The following is a 17,631-nucleotide window of genomic DNA, read 5'->3' on the forward strand; positions in this document are numbered from 1 at the left end:
TAAAACGAGGATTGATGGGATGAAGAAGATCAACAAGGCTAAATCGCATTCCCGGCTGCAGTTGGTAGGCAAGCTGTCCGTTATTGGTGCAATGAGCCTGGCAGGTAGCGCTCATGCGGCAGATGCGTTTTCCTACGACTCACCATGGATGACCGGTGACTGGGGCGGAAAGCGTACCGAGCTGCTCGACAAGGGTTACGACTTCTCGCTGGAATACGTGTCCGAGATGGCCAGCAACATCAAGGGCGGCTACAACGATGACAAGACCGGCCGTTACAGCGATCAGTTCGCGCTGGGCATGAAGGTCGATCTGGAGAAGGTGCTGGGCTGGAACGACGCTGAATTCAAGCTGGCGATCACCGAGCGTAGTGGCCGCAACATCTCTAACGACCGCATCGGCGATCCTCGCGCCGGCACCCTCAGCTCCTCGCAGGAAGTCTGGGGTCGTGGTCAGACCTGGCGTCTGACGCAAATGTGGGTCAAGCAGAAATACTTCGACGGCGCGCTGGACGTCAAGGTCGGTCGTTTCGGACCGGGCGAAGACTTCAACAGCTTCCCGTGCGATTTCCAGAACCTGTCGTTCTGCGGCTCGCAGGTCGGTAACTACGTGAACACCTGGTACAACTGGCCAATCAGCCAGTGGGCCTTGCGCGTGAAATACAACATCACGCCTAAAGTGTATGCGCAGGTCGGCGTGTACGAGCAGAACCCGTCGAACCTGGAAACCGGCAACGGCTTCAAGCTCAGCGGCAGCGGCACCAAGGGCATGATCCTGCCGGTGGAACTGGTCTGGACACCTACCGTCAATTCGTTGCCGGGTGAATACCGTGTCGGCTTCTACAAGAGCACGCCGAATGCCGACGATGTCTATGAAGACGTCAACGGTCAGCCTCAGGCTGTTACCGGCGCTGCGTTCAAGTCGCATGACAGCAAGAAAGGCTGGTGGGTCGTCGCTCAGCAACAGCTGACTGCACACAACGGCGATGCCTCGCGCGGTCTGAGCATCTTCGCCAACGCCACCGTGCACGACAAGGAAACCAACTTTGTCGACAACTACCAGCAGATCGGTTTCACCTATAAAGGTCCGTTCGATTCCCGTCCGAAGGATGACATCGGCATCGGCTTCGCCCGTATCCACGTAAACGATGATGTTCAGGATCGCCGCCGTCTGCAGAACCAGATCAACAACATCAACGACTACGACAATCCGGGCTTCCTGCCAGTGCAGCAGACCGAATACAACTCCGAGATCTACTACGGCTTCCACGTCACCAACTGGCTGACCGTGCGTCCCAACCTGCAGTACGTCAAGCACCCGGGCGGTGTTGACAAGGTTGACGATGCCATCGTGGCAGGTCTGAAGATTCAGTCGAAGTTCTGATTCAGAGCTGACATGAATCATGAATGACGCATAGAGCGATCAAGGGTCGTGTGTGCTTTGCGGGCAGCCTGGCTGCCCGTTTTTTATTGGCTTGAATTCCCTTTTTTTCAGGACGCGACTGGCGATGACTTCCGACGACGCGCAGATTTCCGAGCACCCCCTGCAACGCTTTTTCCGATCGCGGCGCGCCCGGCCGACGTTCGAGTGGGAGCGCTACCAGTTGCGCGACGTGCTGGTGATCGACCATCCGCAGTGTCAGGCGGTGTTCAGTCGGCAGGGCGCACAGTTATTGCACTTTCAGCCCCGCGACCAGAAGCCCTGGCTCTGGTGCGCGGCGCAATGGCCGCAGGTAGGGGCGATTCGTGGCGGAGTGCCGGTTTGCTGGCCCTGGTACGGGCGACATCCGGGCGAAAACGGCTGGCCGGCCCATGGCTGGGGCCGTTTGCTGGACTGGAAGCTGATCGACAGCAGCGAAAGCGAGGCGGGCGTGAGCCTGCATTGGCGCTTGCAGCTCTGTGACTGGCAGGCCGACCTGCATGCCGAGCTGGGGCAGGGCATGGAACTGAGCCTGAGCACCTGCCATGAAGACAGCGAGCCGTGTCATTTCAGTCATGCACTGCACGCGTATTGGCGCATCAGCGACGTCGCCGAGGTGGCGCTGCAAGGTCTGGACGGTGCGCCGGGCTATGACGAACTGAGTCGCCAGGCGTGCCAGCAACACGGAGCGCTGCGGGTGGCAGGCGGCTGCCAGCGAGTCTTCGAGCACGAGGGCGCGTTACAGCTTCAGGACCCGGCCTGGGCGCGACAGTTGAACATCGACACTGGCGACAGCACCAATACCGTCGTCTGGCACCCCGGTAGCCGCCCATTGCTGGGCGTGTGTGGCAGCGAAACCGCAGGCTTCGTTCGGGTGGAAGCGGCATCAGGCAGCGGCGAAAGCTTCAGCCTCGCACCGGGGCAGCACGCGCAGCTTAAGCTACAGGCGCAGTTGGCGTATTGAGCTGAAACAGAGCGTCACGGGCGGTATGCCCACGCGGAGCGCTCATCGTTATACACAAGTCTGCCTCAACACTGATCGTGCCCATCGCTCCGCGTGGGCATGCCTCCCGTGACGCTCCGCGTCACAAATTGCACAGACTGCGGACTCAGTGAGCCGAGCGCATGGCTTCAGTCACCTTTTCGCCCCTCGGCGACCTACTTTGACGGGGCAAAGTAGGCAAATGTATGGTCAGCCCACCTCCTGCAATCGCAGTTCGATGAGCGGTAAAGCATGCTTGCGCTAATGTATCCGGGCTCATTCTGGGCAATCTCGCTGCCCGGCCCTTGATGAGTATTCGCCGCCCAACTGTCCTCAAAAACCCCTAAAGCCTCGAAGGCTGCTTTGCCTATCAGGTTCTCAGTCAGGCCATGAGCTGTTTATCGTCATCATCACTGCGTAGCAAAAGCCGGTATGTCTACGTTTTACTCAGATCATTGACGCGTTGTAGGTGCCGCCTCGTCTGAGCACCGCCCATACGATTCTTGCCAGCTTGTTCGCTAAGGCACATGCCACCTTGTTCGGATGCTTGCGTGCCAACAAGTTTCTTACCCACTGCCCAAGGGCATCCTCGCGTCGATCTATTCGAATCATGAGCGCTCGAGACCCTTGCACCAGCAGGGTTCGCATGCGCCTGTCACCGCGCTTGCTGATACCCAGCAATACGGGTCTCCCGCCTGTAGAGAACTGTCTGGGAACCAGTCCTAGAAAAGCGGAAAGGTCTCGTGAAGTCTTGAAGTTGGAAGCGTCTCCCAGATCCGCTACAAGTGCGCTGGCGGTGATAGGTCCAATGCCAGGAATAGTCATCAGCCGTGTGCCGGCATCGTCTTGCGCCAGTTGCTGCTTGATTTGCACATCACACGCCTTGATCTCTGCATCAAGACGCCGAATATCCTCCAGTAAATGCTCCATTATCCTTTTGAGCTGAAGCGGCAGGTCGCTACGTGAATTGTCAATCAGCTCAGGCACTTTGGCGATCGCTGCCTTGGTGGCGGGCAAGGCAATTCCAAACTCAAGCAAAAAACCATGCACCCTGTTGATGGCTTCAGTACGGTGGCAAACCAGTGACTCGCGAAGACGATGTTGTACAGAAAGTACCTGCTGCTCTGCAGTCTTGACGGCAACGTAATGGGTACGTGGTCTGGAGGCCGCTTCGCAAATGGCTTCGGCATCAATGAAGTCATTCTTGTTGCCCGTCACATAGGGCTTCACATGTTGCGGAGCAATCAACTTCACCCGATGCCCCAGCGAGGCGAGTTTTCTGGCAAGCCAGTGAGAGCCACCGCACGACTCCATTGCAATGGTGCAAGGTTCAATCTGAGCCGCAAACTGCAGCAGGCGATTGCGGTTGAAGCACTTGCGTAGTACCTGGTGGCCGCCTGCATCATGACCTATGAGGTGAAAACTGTTTTTACCAATGTCGATGCCTAAAAGTTTGAGGCCGTTGTTCATGAGCGATCTCCTCGACGTTAGAGAGAAACCCGGAAAGTGTAGACACTCCGGGTTTCTCGGATCGGGCTGACCATCTCATTACCCCCATGCTCCGGTTCCGGCCCCGGCTTCGCCGGGGTTCCTTCGTCCTGACACTGATTCGGGGGTCGCTGCAAATGGGCCATCCATGGCCCAGTGCAGCTCAATCGGCATCCATGCCGATTGCCCCCCGAATCAGCGCCAGGACTCAGCCTTCACCCACGTCGCGATCTGCGGTGTTCATGACATCGCGGTACAAAAGCGCATCAGTGCCGCTGTCTCTCCGGATAGCCAGATGACTTGTGTATAACGGCGAGCGCGGAGCGTGGGCACGATCAGTGCGCGGTGAGGGTTGATGGTTCCTCACGCTCCGCGTGGGAATGCCTCTCGGGACGTCCGCGTCCGCTTTCGGGCTGACGCTCAGCCCTGATCCTCGACCGGATAGCGGCTGTCGTTGAGGCTTTCCTTGATCTTGCGCAGGTGCGGCTGGAAGTCGACGCCACGGCGCAGGGTCATGCCGGTCGCCAGCACGTCCAGAACGGTTAGCTGAATGATCCTTGAGGTCATCGGCATGTAGATGTCGGTGTCTTCCGGCAGCGGGATGTTCAGGCTGACGGTGCTGGCCTGGGCCAGTGGCGATCCTGCAGCGGTCAGGCCCAGTACCGAAGCGCCGTTGGCCCGTGCGATGCGCGCGACTTCCACCAGTTCGCGGGTGCGGCCGGTGTAGGAAATGATCACGAACAGCTCACCGGTGTGCGCCACCGACGCAATCATGCGCTGCATCAGCACGTCGGCATGTGCCGTCACCGCCAGATTGAAGCGGAAAAATTTGTGCTGCGCGTCGAGCGCGACAGGCGCCGAAGCCCCCAGACCGAAGAAATGGATCTGGCGCGCCTGGATCAGCATGTCCACCGACTTGCTGATCAGTGTCGGGTCCAGTTGCTGGCAGGCGCTGTCCAGCGACGCGATGGCGCTGCCGAAAATCTTCTGCGTGTAAGCCTCGGGATTGTCATCGGCTTCGACCGCACGGCTGACGTAAGCCGCGCCGCTGGCCAGGCTCTGGGCCAGTTGCAGCTTGAGCTCCGGGTAACCACTGACATTGAACGAGCGGCAGAAACGATTGACGGTCGGTTCGCTGACTTTCGCAGCCTGCGCCAGCGCGGCGATACTCAGTCGCGTCGCCATCTGCGGGTTGAGCAGAATCACTTCGGCCACCTTGCGTTCGGCCTTGTTCAGCTCATCGAGTCGGCCCTGGATTTGCTCCAGGAGGTTTCTAATGCGGTCCATTCAAAATCCTTGTCGGGGCTGATTCACCAACGGTTTTCGCTCGAGCTTTTATTAGCCCTTTAGCCTGTAGCAAAGGTGGCCTATCGTACTGAGGGCCTGTGTTGATCACCACTGGAATATGCTTTTAGGCAGAATGTTGTGGTTATTACTACATATGGCCTTGAGTAACGCCTTTAAAAAAGGTATTTGTAGCCTAACTTGATAAAAGAACCAACATTATGCCCTTGATTACGGTTGAACCGTGCACATTTGCCCTGTTTGGTGCCTTGGGGGACCTGGCAGTTCGCAAGCTGTTCCCGGCTCTTTATCAGCTTGATCGCGCTGGACTCCTGCATGAAGACACAAAAATTCTTGCGCTGGCGCGAGAGCCGGGCGACGCACCGTCGCATCTGGCCTACATCGAACAATCCATGCGTCGCTTCATTTCCGAGGCGCAGCTTGAAGACGAACACGTTTCGCGTTTCCTGGGACGCCTGAGCTACCTGCACGTCGATTTCCTCAAGGCCGAGGATTACGTTGCACTGGCAGAGCGCGTGGGTGACGCAGAAACCCTGATCGCCTACTTCGCCACACCCGCATCGGTGTATGGCGCGATCTGCGAGAACCTGGCCTCGGTCAATCTGGCAGACCGCACCCGCGCGGTGCTGGAAAAGCCGATCGGCCACGACCTTGCGTCCTCGCGTCGCGTCAACGATGCCGTCGCGCAGTTCTTTCCGGAAAATCGCGTCTATCGCATCGACCACTATCTGGGCAAGGACACGGTACAGAACCTCATTGCGCTGCGTTTCGCCAACAGCCTGTTCGAAACCCAGTGGAACCAGAATCACATTTCCCACGTGGAAATCACCGTGGCCGAGAAGGTCGGTATCGAGGGCCGCTGGGGCTATTTCGATCAGGCCGGTCAGCTGCGCGACATGATCCAGAACCACCTGTTGCAACTGCTCTGCCTGATCGCGATGGACCCGCCGAGCGACCTGTCGGCTGACAGTATTCGTGACGAGAAGGTCAAGGTGCTCAAGGCGCTGGCGCCGTTCACGCCCGAGCGTCTCGCGACCCAGGTGGTGCGCGGTCAGTACACCGGCGGCTACAGCGAAGGCAAGGCGGTGCCCGGTTACCTGGAAGAAGAAAACTCCAACACCCAGAGCGACACCGAAACCTTCGTCGCCTTGCGGGCCGACATCCGCAACTGGCGCTGGTCGGGCACGCCGTTTTACCTGCGCACCGGCAAACGCATGCCGCAGAAACTGTCGCAGATCGTGATCCACTTCAAAGAGCCGCCGCACTACATCTTCGCCCCTGAGCAGCGCTTGCAGATCAGCAACCGGCTGATCATCCGCCTGCAGCCGGATGAAGGCATTTCCCTGCAGGTGATGACCAAGGATCAGGGCCTGGACAAGGGCATGCAACTGCGCAGCGGTCCTCTGCAACTGAATTTTTCCGACACCTACCGCAGCGCTCGGGTCCCCGACGCCTATGAGCGGTTGTTGCTGGAAGTCATGCGTGGCAATCAGAACCTGTTTGTCCGCAAAGATGAAATCGAGTACGCGTGGCAATGGTGTGATCAGTTGATCGCAGGCTGGAAGAAGGCGGGCGATGCGCCCAAGCCTTATGCGGCCGGATCCTGGGGACCCATGAGCTCCATTGCTCTGATTACTCGCGACGGGAGATCCTGGTATGGCGATATGTGACCTTGAGCTGCCAGCAGGGCTGGTAGCACGTGAATTCGACAACCCGCAGCAACTGGCCGACGCGCTGGCTGCGAATGTGGCGAGTCAACTGAAAGCGGCCATTGGCGAGAACGGCCTGGCGACTCTGGTGCTCTCCGGCGGCCGCAGTCCGGTAGCGTTTTTCCAGAGCCTGGCGCAACAGCCGCTGGACTGGAGCAAGGTAGTCGTCAGCCTGGCTGACGAGCGCTTTGTGCCGACCGAGCATGCCGACAGCAACGCGGGTCTGTTGCAGCGTCATCTGCTGCAAGGCCCTGCGGCCAAGGCGAAATTCCTCGGTCTGTACAACGTTGCGGGCAGCGTTGAAGAGGCCGCGCTGACGGCCGACAAGGCGCTGGCCGAGTTGCCGCCCATTGATGTACTTATTCTGGGCATGGGCGATGACGGTCACACCGCGTCGCTGTTCCCCAACAGCCCGAACCTGACCGAGGCCTTGAGCCTGGATGGCGAGCGCCGTTGCCTGCCGATGCTGGCACCCAGCGTGCCGCATCAGCGCCTGACCCTGACCCGTCGCCTGTTGGCGTCGGCGAAGCGACCGATCCTGTCGGTTTCCGGGCAGGCCAAACTCGATACGCTGCGCGCGGCGCTGGCGGGCGATGATCTCGCCGAAATGCCGGTCCGTGCCTTTCTAGAACCGTCTCTTGAGATTTACTGGTGCCCATAAGCAAAGGAAACGTCGCCATGACACAGAACGAAAATAATCAGCCGCTCAGCATGGCGAACAAGATTGCCCAGATCGATGAGCTCTGCGCGAAAGCGAAGATTCTGCCGGTCATTACCATCGCCCGCGACGAGGATGTTCTGCCACTGGCCGACGCTCTCGCCGCTGGGGGCATGACCGCTCTGGAAGTCACCCTGCGTTCGGCGTTCGGCCTGAGCGCGATCCGCATCCTGCGTGAACAGCGCCCGGAATTGTGCGTGGGCGCAGGCACGATCCTGGATCGCAAGATGCTGGCCGATGCCGAAGCCGCAGGTTCGCAGTTCATCGTCACCCCCGGCAGCACGCAGGATCTGCTGCAGGCCGCCGTCGACAGCCCGCTGCCGTTGCTGCCAGGTGTCAGCAGTGCCTCGGAAATCATGATCGGCTACGCCATGGGCTATCGCCGATTCAAGCTGTTCCCGGCTGAAATCAGCGGTGGGGTAGCGGCGATCAAGGCCTTGGGCGGCCCGTTCAACGAAGTGCGCTTCTGCCCAACCGGCGGTGTCAACGAACAGAACCTGAAGAACTACATGGCCCTGCCAAACGTCATGTGCGTTGGCGGTACCTGGATGATCGACAACGCCTGGGTCAAGAATGGCGACTGGGGTCGCATTCAGGAAGCGACTGCGCAGGCGTTGGCGTTGTTTGACTGAGTAAGTTTCAGGAGCCTTGCCCGCCGCTCCGGTTGAGTTGTTCACGGCCTTGTGGGTGGCGGCGCGTCTTTTGGATGTTGTGAGTAACGATGAGCGCGGAGCATGGACACGATCAGTGATGTTTGATCGTTCCTCACGCTCCGCGTCCGCTCTCGGGTATGACGCAGCTTCACGGGTTGCATGTGCCGCGATGAGCACGATCAATGCGAGGCCAGGCGTCTGGCCCCGTTCAAAGAAGTTGTTGTTGGTTGTTGTATGGCTTTGCGGTGCGCCCTGGTCCGGCGCACCGTTTTTTTTTGCCTCCGCTCAAGCACCGCGGTCCTTGAAGGACTGACGCGGGCGAGTGCGGATCGGGTCCAGTATATCGCTGAGGCCGTTGTGATCGATCTCCTGCATCAGGGCCAGCAGGCCACCCAGTTCACCCTTCGGAAAGCCCTCACGGGCGAACCAGTTCAGGTAATGGCCGGGCAGGTCGGCGATCAGCCGTCCCTTGTACTTGCCAAATGGCATTTCCTGGGTGACCAGCAGCTTGAGTTTTTCAGGATTCACGGACGGGACCTTCTGTCGTTTCGCTTGAACCAACACGATACGTGCATTCTGCATGCAGGCAAGGTGCGGTTCATGCAGAAATCACGATAATCACTTTGTGAAAATTTCGTAAGCTATTGATTTTAAACGAATAAAATTTTTAAAAAAGCTGGCATGACGACTGCAATATTCAAGGCAGAAGCAACTTTCGTATCAACCTCCCATTAGGAAACTATCAAATGACTGATATCAACAAAGAAACGATCTCTATCCTCAATGACCTGATCGAAACCAGCATTGACGGCGAAGAAGGTTTCAAGACCAGTGCAGAGAATGCGAAAAGCCCACAGGTGAAATCCTTCCTTGCACGTCGTTCGACTGAAGTCGGCGCTGCAGTGCGAGAGCTTCAGCAGCACGTACAACAACTGGGCGGCAAGCCAGAAGATTCGTCCAGCGTATCGGCCGACCTGCACCAGGCATGGGTCAAGCTGAAAACAGCATTCACCAGCAGCGATGACAAGGCTGTGCTGGAAGAAGTAGAGCGTGGCGAAGATGTCGCCAAAAAAGCTTACAGCAAGGCTCTGGAGAAATCCCGCGAGAAGGGCGTTTCCCCGGCAGTGATCGCTGTTATCGAAAAGCAATATCAGGGCGTTCTGAAGAACCACGACGAAGTCAAAGCACTTCGTGACGCAGCCCGCGCCGCCTCGTAATCCGGTAGCTCAGCGGTACTAAGAAAACGCCAGCCAGTCTGGCGTTTTTTTATGCCTCCAATCTCTCAGGCCAGACCTGCAATGTTCGCCGCCGCCACACGCAGCTCGACCCGGTTACGGCCATTGTTCTTGGCCTGATAGAGCGCCTTGTCGGCAATGCCGAAGAACGCCGCCAGCTTGTCACCTGAATGAACCATCTGCGACGCAACGCCAATGCTGACCGTGATTGGCTGTTCATCGCCGGGGAAGGGCGGCATGGATTCGATGGCCTTGCGTACGTTTTCAGCGAGTATCAGCGCGCCGTTGCTGTCGGTTTCCGGCAGCACCACGACAAACTCTTCGCCCCCGTAGCGGGCCGCCATATCACCCGGGCGCCTTATGTTATCTGCAATGGTCTGAGCCACCTTGCGCAGCGCCTGATCGCCGCCCTGGTGCCCATGGCGCTCGTTGAATGCCTTGAAGTGATCAACGTCGATCATCAGCATCGACAGCGGCTTGCCCGAGCGGTGTGCACGCGACCATTCGGTTTCCATCGCAGCGTCGAGCTGGCGTCGATTATCCAGCCCGGTAAGGCCATCGGTAGCCGCCAGGCAGGCCAGTTGGTCTTCGGCTCGCTGGCGTCTGCGTAATTCGCGGCACAGCAGGCCTGTCAGCCACAGTATCCCCAGACACAGCACACTGGTGGCCGAGCCGACCAGCCAGGCATTGCGCCGCCAGACTGCGTACACCTCTGCTTCGGACTGGCCGACCACTACAATCAAGGGCAGATTGCCGACCCTCGAAAAGGTGTAGAACCGCTGTGCATTGAACTGGGTCGACCAGGCAGAAAAGCTGCCTTCGCCCTCCTTGAGCATGCGCTGGAAGTTGGCAGTCTGGCTGAAGTCCTTGCCGATCAATTCCTGCCCGTCCCTGTCGGGGTGGCGAACAATCAAAATACCTTTGGTATTGATCAGGTTAATACTGCTGTCATTACCCAGCTTCTGACTCATGAACAACTGTTTGAAATACACCAGACGCATGGCAGCACTGGCAATACCCATGAACTCGCCATGGGGTCCTGACATTCTTCGGCTGAAACCGATGCACCAATCCTTGTAACCCCAGCGGGTCTTGTAAGGCGGACTGACGTGCAACTCCAGTGACGGGTCGGTGGCATGTTCCTTGAAATAGGAACGGTCCGAAAAGTTATCGTCGCGCGGTATGACCGATAACGAGTCTGCCAATATCTCCCCCCGGTTGTCGAGCAGGACCAAATCGCCTTTATAGGGCGCGGCAGTGGAACGATCAAACAGTACCAGTTGACGCAATTCCGGTGAGAGACTCATCAGGTCATGGCGTTGCCAGGCCTTTATCATGCCTTGCAGGGAAGAGTCATACAGTTCGGCGTTGCGCATCACGTCAGCGTCGATCAACTGCACCATGTTGGAGGCGGTGCGTGCTGCGGAGAGCGCGGTATCACTGCGTTCGCGCACCAACAGTGACGCCACGATGGTCAGAATCGAGAGGACCGACAGCGAGCTGCCGAAAATGAGCATGAGCTCTGACCGGGACCACTTGTAAGACGCGGCTTGTGTGGATGCAGACAACGGCATTGGTGGGTACTACCTGCAAACGAATGATTCTTGATAATTGATGTGGGTCATTAACTTTATTGGCAGTCTTGTAAAGGCCAGCATATATAGCACGCCTGTTGCAGCTCTAATAAGCGCGCCTGAAGAATAAAGACTGTTTTTTAAATCATTCAAGACCGTCAAATACCGAGCGTCAATATTAAGTTTGGCAAACGGATAATCAGCGCGGAAGACGGATGCCGAATGTATTGATGCCGTATTCGCTGTTCACGAACACCGAGCCGCCGTGCATCAATGCGATGGCTTTGACGATGGCAAGTCCCAGACCGTGGTTGGCACCGCTGTTGGCGCGTGAGGCATCCACCCGGTAGAAGCGTTCGAACAGCCGGGGAAGGTGTTCTCCCGGGATCGGGGCGCCCGGATTGCCCACGCCAATGCTGACGTGATCATCCTGCGCCTGGATATTCACGCGGATCCTTTCGCCGGCCTCTGTGTGCTGTACGGCATTGTGCAGCAGGTTGATCAGTGCCCGGCGCAGGTGGGCCTTTTCAATGGGTACGCTGGCGTCACCTTCGACCATCACCTGAACCTGTGCGTCTTCAAGGATGAAATCCAGATAATCCAGCGTGGTGGCGACTTCCTGTGCCAGCGAAGCGCGCGTCAGTTCCTGAACCCTGGTGCCCTGATCGGCACTGGCCAGGAACAGCATGTCGTTGATGATCGAACGCAGGCGTTCAAGTTCTTCGAGGTTCGATTGCAGCACTTCGAAATAATGCTCGGCCGAACGGCCCCGGGTCAGGGCGACCTGAGTCTGGCCGATCAGGTTGGTCAGCGGCGAGCGCAGTTCGTGGGCGACATCGGCGTTGAACGACTCCAGCCGCGAATACGCCTGCTCGACGCGCTCAAGGGTTGAATTGAATGAAGCCACGAACTGCTCGAGCTCGGGCGGCAATGGCGACAGTTGCAGACGCCCTGACAGCCTTGGCGGTGCGAGTTTCTGCACTTCAAGAGACAGCGTTGCCAGCGGGCGCAAGCCAATGCGCGCAACCCAGTAGCCCAGCGCTGATGCCAACAGAATGCCCAGCGCAGCAAAGCTGACCAGCGCGATCAGCAGCGAGTGCTGCGCATGCCAGAACGTCTCGGTGTCGATGGCTGTAAGAAAGCGCAGGGCAGGGCGCTGATCCCTGGGGGCGAACTCACTGACCAGCACTTTGAACGCGAACGGGTGATCGTTCAGTCTGAGGTCGCGCATGCCCAGAGGCCCGCCGGCAAACCGGCGAATGGCCGCGTCGGGCTCGCCAAACTCGAAGCGCGGATCATCGCTGACGACCCAGAACCGCAGACGCTTGTCCTCTTCACTCAGCAGATTGAGCTTGGTCCTGATCTTGGCCCAGTGTTCTTCAGTGCCATAGCGATTGACCGCCGACTCCAGCACGCTGTAGCGCGCATCCACTTCAGCGCGGGGCAGCAGGTCCAGACTCCTGTCGACCTGCAGGTACAGCGCCCAGCCGATCAACAGGAAAACGCCCAGCGCCACGAGCGCAAAAAGGCCGCCCAACCGCAGGGCAATCGAGTCAATCCGCACTGCGGTTCTCCAGCACGTAACCCATGCCGCGGATGGTGTGCAGCAACTTCTGCTCATACGGGCCGTCAAGCTTGGCGCGCAGGCGTTTGATCGCCACCTCGACGACATTGGTGTCGCTGTCGAAATTGATGTCCCAGACCATCTCGGCGATGGCGGTCTTGGACAGGATGTCCCCTTGACGTCGGGCCAGCACGCTCAGCAGGGAGAACTCCTTGGCGGTCAGTTCCAGGCGCGCTCCGGCACGGGTTGCCTTGCGACTGATCAGGTCGATCCACAGGTCGGCAATGCTGATCTGCACCGGTTCATGACCCCCGCTGCGCCGGGTGAGCGCTTGCAGGCGCGCCACCAGTTCAAGAAACGAGAACGGCTTGCCCAGATAGTCGTCGGCGCCTTCACGCAGCCCGCGGATGCGATCATCGACCTGTTCGCGGGCGGTGAGCATGATCACCGGTGTCTGCTTGCGAGCCCGCAACGCCCGCAGCACGCCGAACCCGTCCAGCCCCGGCAGCATGACGTCGAGCACCATGACGGCGTAATCGTTTTCCAGCCCCAGGTGCAGCCCTTCGATGCCGTCTCGGGCCACGTCCACGGCGTAGCCTTGCTCGGTCAGGCCTCGACGCAGGTAGTCTGCGGTTTTTTCTTCGTCTTCGATGATCAGCACGCGCATGAAGCGACTCTCACTCGTGAATGGCCAGTGCGGGCGCAGGCGCGGGATGACGCCGGTGGAACAGCCGCTCCAGTTGCAGGTAAATGACCGGGGTGGTGAACAGCGTCAGCAGCTGGCTCACCAGCAGGCCGCCGACCACGGCGATACCCAGAGGCTGGCGCAGCTCCGCACCGACGCCGAATCCCAGCATCAGCGGCAGCGCGCCGAGCAGTGCCGCCAGAGTCGTCATGATGATAGGCCGGAAGCGCGTCATGCAGGCCTCGTAAATCGCTTCCTGTGGCGTCAGCCCTTGCTCGCGCTGCGCCTGCAGGGCGAAATCCACCAGCAGAATACCGTTCTTCTTGACGATGCCGATCAACAGCACCACGCCGATCAGCGCCATGATCGAGAAATCCTGCCCCATCATCCACAGCAACAGAAGCGCGCCGATGCCCGCCGACGGCAGCGTCGAAATGATGGTCAGCGGGTGCACGAAGCTTTCGTACAACACGCCCAGAATGATGTACACCGCCACCAGTGCCGCGAGGATCAGCCAGGGCTGGTTGGCCAGCGAGCTTTGGAACGCCTGCGCCGCACCCTGGAAGCTGCCGATGATCGACGCCGGCATGCCGATCTCGGCCTTGGCCTCGTCCAGCATGCGCACGGCATCGCCGAGTGCGACCCCGGAGGCGAGGTTGAAGGACAGGTTGGCGGCCGGGAACATGCCGTCGTGGCTGATCGACAAAGGCCCCATTTGCGGCGCGCCGACCTTGGCCAGTGCCGAGAGCGGCACCATTTCGTTGGTCAGCGGCGAGCGCAGGTAGAAGTACGCCAGACTCTCCGCCTTGCCACGTTGCCGGGCATCGAGTTCGAGGATCACTTTGTATTGATTGACCTCCGTCTGATATTCGCTGATCTGCCGCTGGCCGAACGCGTCGTAGAGCGCCTGATCCACGTCTGCGGTGGTCAGCCCGAAACGTGCTGCTGCGCTGCGATCGATGTCGATGTGCGTCACGCTGCCGCCCAGTTGCAGGTCGTTGGACAGATCGCGGAAGGCAGGGTTTTCACGCAGCTTTTCGGTCAGGCGCTGGGTCCAGGTATTGAGCAGCGGCCCGTCGTTGCTCTTGAGTACGTACTGATACTGGCTGCGGCTCGGGCCGGAACTGAGGTTGATGTCCTGTCCGGCACGCAGATACAGGACGATACCCGGCACCTTGGCCAGCTTGGGACGCAGGCGATCAATGAACTCGCTGACCGACACATCGCGCTCCGAGCGGGGCTTGAGCGAGATCCAGAAACGCCCGTTGGCGATGGTCTGGTTGCTGCCTGACACGCCGACCGAATGGGAGAACGCCAGGACCGCAGGATCGGCGCCGACGATCTTCGCCAGCGCGAGGTGTTTTTCCACCATGTCCGGGTAGGAAATGTCGGCCGCCGCCTCAGTGGTGCCCAGCGCGAAGGCGGTGTCCTGTACCGGAAAGAAGCCCTTGGGAATGACGATGTAGCCGACCACGGCCAGGGCCAGTGTCAGGCCGAATATGCCCAGCATGATCCGCTGGTGCGCCAGTGCCTTGCGCAGGCCTCGCTCGTAAGTGGCGAGCAAGCGCTCGCCGAAGCCCGGTCGTGAATGCTTGGCGTGCGACGGGGCACGCATGAACAACGCAGCCAGTGTCGGCGCCAGGGTCAGCGAAACCACCACCGAAATCAGGATCGTCGCCGTGGCGGTCAGGGCGAACTCCTTGAACAGACGCCCGACCACACCGCCCATGAACAGCAGCGGAATGAACGCTGCAATCAACGAGAAACTGATCGAGACCACCGTGAAGCCGATTTCGCCGGAACCTTTGATCGCCGCTTCTCGCATGCCTTGTCCGGCTTCCAGGTGCCGGTGGATGTTCTCCACCACGACGATTGCATCGTCCACGACAAAGCCTACGGAGACCACAATTGCCACCAGCGTCAGGTTGTTCAGGCTGAACCCCAGCAGGTACATCATCGCGAAACTGGCAATCAGCGACACCCCCAGCACGGCGCTGACGATCAGTGTCGCGGAGAGCTGGCGCAGGAACAGCGCCATCACGGCAACCACCAGCAGTACGGCAATCAGCAGGGTCAGCTCCACTTCATGCAGCGAGGCGCGGATGGTGCGCGTCCGGTCGTTGAGCACCGACACATCGACAGCGGCGGGGAGCATTTCCTGCAGGCGCGGCAGTTCGCGCTGAATGCGGTCCACCGTGTCTACAATGTTGGCGCCTGGCTGGCGGAAGATGGCGATGTTCACGCCTTGCTGGTCGCCGGACCACGCCTTCACGTAAGCGTTTTCCGAACCGTTGACCACCCGGGCCACATCACTCAGGTGCACCGGTGCGCCATCCTTGTACGACACGATCAGTTGCGCGTAGTCCTGCGGCTTGAACAACTGGTCGTTGGAGGACAGGGTCGAAATACTGTCCTTGCCGTATAGCGCGCCCTTGGCCAGGTTCAGGCTGGTCTGCTGCACGGCCTGGCGGATGTCGGCGAGGGTCAGGCCCAGAGCGGCGAGTTTCTCGGGCGCGGCCTGCACGCGGATTGCCGGGCGCTGCTGACCCGTGATGAACACCTGTCCCACACCTTCGACCTGGCTGAGCTGTCGCGCCAGAATGGTTTCGGTCACGTCGCTCAGTTCGGTGCCTGGCATCAGGCTGGAGCTGACACTCAGAATCAGCACCGGGCTGTCGGCCGGGTTGACCTTGCGCCAGGTCGGCAGGTTGGGCATGTCAGCGGGCAGGCGTCCGGCGGCGGTGTTGATCGCCGCCTGCACTTCCTGCGCGGCCGTGTCGATGCTCTTGTTCAGAGTGAATTGCAGCGTCAGGTTGGTTGACCCCAGCGCACTGCTGGACGTCATTTGCGTCATGCCCGGTATCGCACTGAACTGCACTTCAAGGGGCGTGGCGACCGACGAGGCCATGGTTTCAGGACTGGCACCGGGAAGCTGGGCGCTGACCTGGATCGTGGGGAATTCCGCTTCCGGCAATGGCGCGACCGGCAGGCGCGGAAAGGCGATGACACCCAGCAACACCAGCGCAAAGGTCAACAGTAAAGTGGCGACCGGATGGTCGATGCACCATGCGGACACCGAACCCCGGCCTTTCATTGCGCGCGCTCCACTTGTGCGGTGCGGTCTTCCTCTGCCGCCCCTTTCACCACTTCGATGGCGGTGCCGGGCTTGAGTCGGGACTGACCGTCACTGACCAGTGTGTCTCCTGCCTGCGGGCCGCTGATCAGGGTTTGCTCGCTGTCCTGATACAGCACTTTCACGGGCACCACTTCGACCTTTTTATCCGCCGTGACCCGGTAGACGAAATGCTGGTCCATGCCGCGCTGTACGACTTGAGGTGCAACCTTCAGCGAATCGCGTTCGATGCCGGTCTGGATCTTCACCGTCACCAGTTGTCCCGGCCACAACCGCTCGCCTGGGTTGTTGAACTGCGCCTTGGCGCGGATCGTCCCGGTGGTGGCCGACACCTGATTGTCGATCAGCGACAGCGTGCCTTCGCCCAGCAACAGGCCGTTGGCAGCGCTGTCACCCTGATAGGCCTTGACCACCGCGCTCGTGCGGTCGGCGATCAGCCCTTGCAGGGTGGGCAGCATCTGCTGCGGCAACGAGAACTCCACGGAAATCGGATCGATCTGGGTGACGGAAAACAGCCCGGCTGCATCCGTCACCCGCATGAAGTTGCCTTCATCGACATTGCGAATGCCGACCCGGCCGCTGACCGGCGAGCGGATCTGCGTGTGAGAAAGCTGGACCTGCGCGGCATTGATGCTTGCTTCGTTACCCTGCGCTGTGGCGCTGAGCTGCCTGACCAAGGCCTGTTGCTGGTCGTAGGTCTGCTTCGAAATACCGTTGTCTTCAGTGAGCTGGCGATAGCGCTTGAGGTCCAGCTGCGCAACATCGAGTTGCGCCTTGCTCTGCGCCAGTTGCGCACGGGCCTGCTCCATTGACGCGCGGATCGAACGGTCGTCCAGCGTTGCCAGCAGCTCTCCGGCCTTGACCTGCTGGCCTTCCTTGACCAGCACTCTGGTCAGAATGCCGTCCACTTGCGGGCGAATCACGACGCTTTGCAGCGACAGCACCGAACCGATGCCGGTCACGAAACGCGGCACGTCTGCGACCTCGACGGTCACGACCTTGACCGGAACGGCGGCTGGCGCGCTTTTGTGGGCCTTTGCAGGGCGTAGCAGGTTCCAGCCGACAATCGCGACCAGGGCAGCGAGGATGACGACGGCTGTAACGGTCAGGTTCTGTTTACGCATGCGGGGAAGGCGCCGGAAGAGTCAATGTGAAAGGCAGCGAGTTT

14 protein-coding genes are annotated in these 17,631 nt (G+C 59.7%); 6 read left to right on the top strand and 8 right to left on the bottom strand.

The features are described from left to right. Nucleotides 1-19 precede the first annotated feature (19 nt). Complete coding sequence (locus tag AC0IXS_RS20520; protein WP_471825551.1) at nucleotides 20-1,381, top strand: carbohydrate porin; 1,362 nt, start codon at nucleotides 20-22, stop codon at nucleotides 1,379-1,381. A 124-nt stretch (nucleotides 1,382-1,505) separates the two neighbouring features. After that, nucleotides 1,506-2,381, top strand: coding sequence for a D-hexose-6-phosphate mutarotase (locus AC0IXS_RS20525; protein WP_122422756.1), 876 nt, complete (start codon nucleotides 1,506-1,508; stop codon nucleotides 2,379-2,381). Nucleotides 2,382-2,846: 465 nt separating this feature from the next. Here AC0IXS_RS20525 and AC0IXS_RS20530 read toward each other — a convergent pair whose 3' ends face one another. Both AC0IXS_RS20530 and AC0IXS_RS20535 read right to left on the bottom strand, forming a co-directional pair. Then, entirely contained in the window at nucleotides 2,847-3,869 is a 1,023-nt protein-coding gene (locus tag AC0IXS_RS20530) for an IS110 family RNA-guided transposase (RefSeq protein WP_122667755.1), read from the bottom strand. A 438-nt stretch (nucleotides 3,870-4,307) separates the two neighbouring features. Beyond that, nucleotides 4,308-5,165 carry a MurR/RpiR family transcriptional regulator gene (locus AC0IXS_RS20535; RefSeq protein WP_170969002.1) on the bottom strand — a complete coding sequence of 286 codons (858 nt, stop codon included), beginning with the start codon at nucleotides 5,163-5,165 and terminating at the stop codon, nucleotides 4,308-4,310. 227 nt (nucleotides 5,166-5,392) lie between these two features. Between AC0IXS_RS20535 and zwf the strand changes: the two genes are divergently transcribed. The 3 genes from zwf to AC0IXS_RS20550 are packed head-to-tail and all read left to right on the top strand — an operon-like array spanning nucleotide 5,393 to nucleotide 8,251. Beyond that, entirely contained in the window at nucleotides 5,393-6,862 is a 1,470-nt protein-coding gene (gene zwf, locus AC0IXS_RS20540; protein ID WP_004878578.1) for a glucose-6-phosphate dehydrogenase, read from the top strand. Beyond that, nucleotides 6,849-7,562 carry a 6-phosphogluconolactonase gene (gene pgl / locus AC0IXS_RS20545; protein ID WP_122669151.1) on the top strand — a complete coding sequence of 238 codons (714 nt, stop codon included), beginning with the start codon at nucleotides 6,849-6,851 and terminating at the stop codon, nucleotides 7,560-7,562. The genes zwf and pgl overlap by 14 nt, the downstream gene beginning before the upstream one ends. Before the next feature lie 17 nt (nucleotides 7,563-7,579). Beyond that, complete coding sequence (locus AC0IXS_RS20550) at nucleotides 7,580-8,251, top strand: bifunctional 4-hydroxy-2-oxoglutarate aldolase/2-dehydro-3-deoxy-phosphogluconate aldolase (protein WP_004878580.1); 672 nt, start codon at nucleotides 7,580-7,582, stop codon at nucleotides 8,249-8,251. 306 nt (nucleotides 8,252-8,557) lie between these two features. Here AC0IXS_RS20550 and AC0IXS_RS20555 read toward each other — a convergent pair whose 3' ends face one another. Beyond that, nucleotides 8,558-8,800: a DUF3820 family protein gene (locus AC0IXS_RS20555; RefSeq protein WP_081021882.1), complete on the bottom strand. Its 243-nt coding sequence runs from the start codon at nucleotides 8,798-8,800 to the stop codon at nucleotides 8,558-8,560. Between the two features lie 218 nt (nucleotides 8,801-9,018). On the opposite strand from AC0IXS_RS20555, the gene AC0IXS_RS20560 reads away from it, so the two are divergent. Continuing rightward, on the top strand, nucleotides 9,019-9,489 hold the full coding sequence (locus AC0IXS_RS20560) for a PA2169 family four-helix-bundle protein (protein WP_025995021.1): 471 nt from the start codon (nucleotides 9,019-9,021) through the stop codon (nucleotides 9,487-9,489). A gap of 65 nt (nucleotides 9,490-9,554) precedes the next feature. Here AC0IXS_RS20560 and AC0IXS_RS20565 read toward each other — a convergent pair whose 3' ends face one another. From AC0IXS_RS20565 to AC0IXS_RS20585, 5 genes are all read right to left on the bottom strand, one after another. Then, nucleotides 9,555-11,081: a sensor domain-containing diguanylate cyclase gene (locus AC0IXS_RS20565; RefSeq protein WP_057411024.1), complete on the bottom strand. Its 1,527-nt coding sequence runs from the start codon at nucleotides 11,079-11,081 to the stop codon at nucleotides 9,555-9,557. Between the two features lie 199 nt (nucleotides 11,082-11,280). Continuing rightward, a complete protein-coding gene (locus AC0IXS_RS20570) occupies nucleotides 11,281-12,645 on the bottom strand; it encodes a heavy metal sensor histidine kinase (RefSeq protein WP_122419943.1) in 1,365 nt (454 codons plus the stop codon). Further along, nucleotides 12,635-13,312, bottom strand: coding sequence for a heavy metal response regulator transcription factor (locus AC0IXS_RS20575; RefSeq protein ID WP_057411026.1), 678 nt, complete (start codon nucleotides 13,310-13,312; stop codon nucleotides 12,635-12,637). Before AC0IXS_RS20575 ends, AC0IXS_RS20570 begins: the two co-directional genes overlap by 11 nt. A gap of 10 nt (nucleotides 13,313-13,322) precedes the next feature. After that, on the bottom strand, nucleotides 13,323-16,424 hold the full coding sequence (locus tag AC0IXS_RS20580; protein ID WP_004878592.1) for a multidrug efflux RND transporter permease subunit: 3,102 nt from the start codon (nucleotides 16,422-16,424) through the stop codon (nucleotides 13,323-13,325). Next, nucleotides 16,421-17,587 (bottom strand): efflux RND transporter periplasmic adaptor subunit, encoded by a 1,167-nt coding sequence (locus AC0IXS_RS20585; protein WP_137202182.1) that lies wholly within the window; start codon nucleotides 17,585-17,587, stop codon nucleotides 16,421-16,423. Before AC0IXS_RS20585 ends, AC0IXS_RS20580 begins: the two co-directional genes overlap by 4 nt. Nucleotides 17,588-17,631: the final 44 nt, after the last annotated feature.

Source organism: Pseudomonas sp. AC016 (genome assembly GCF_979253365.1).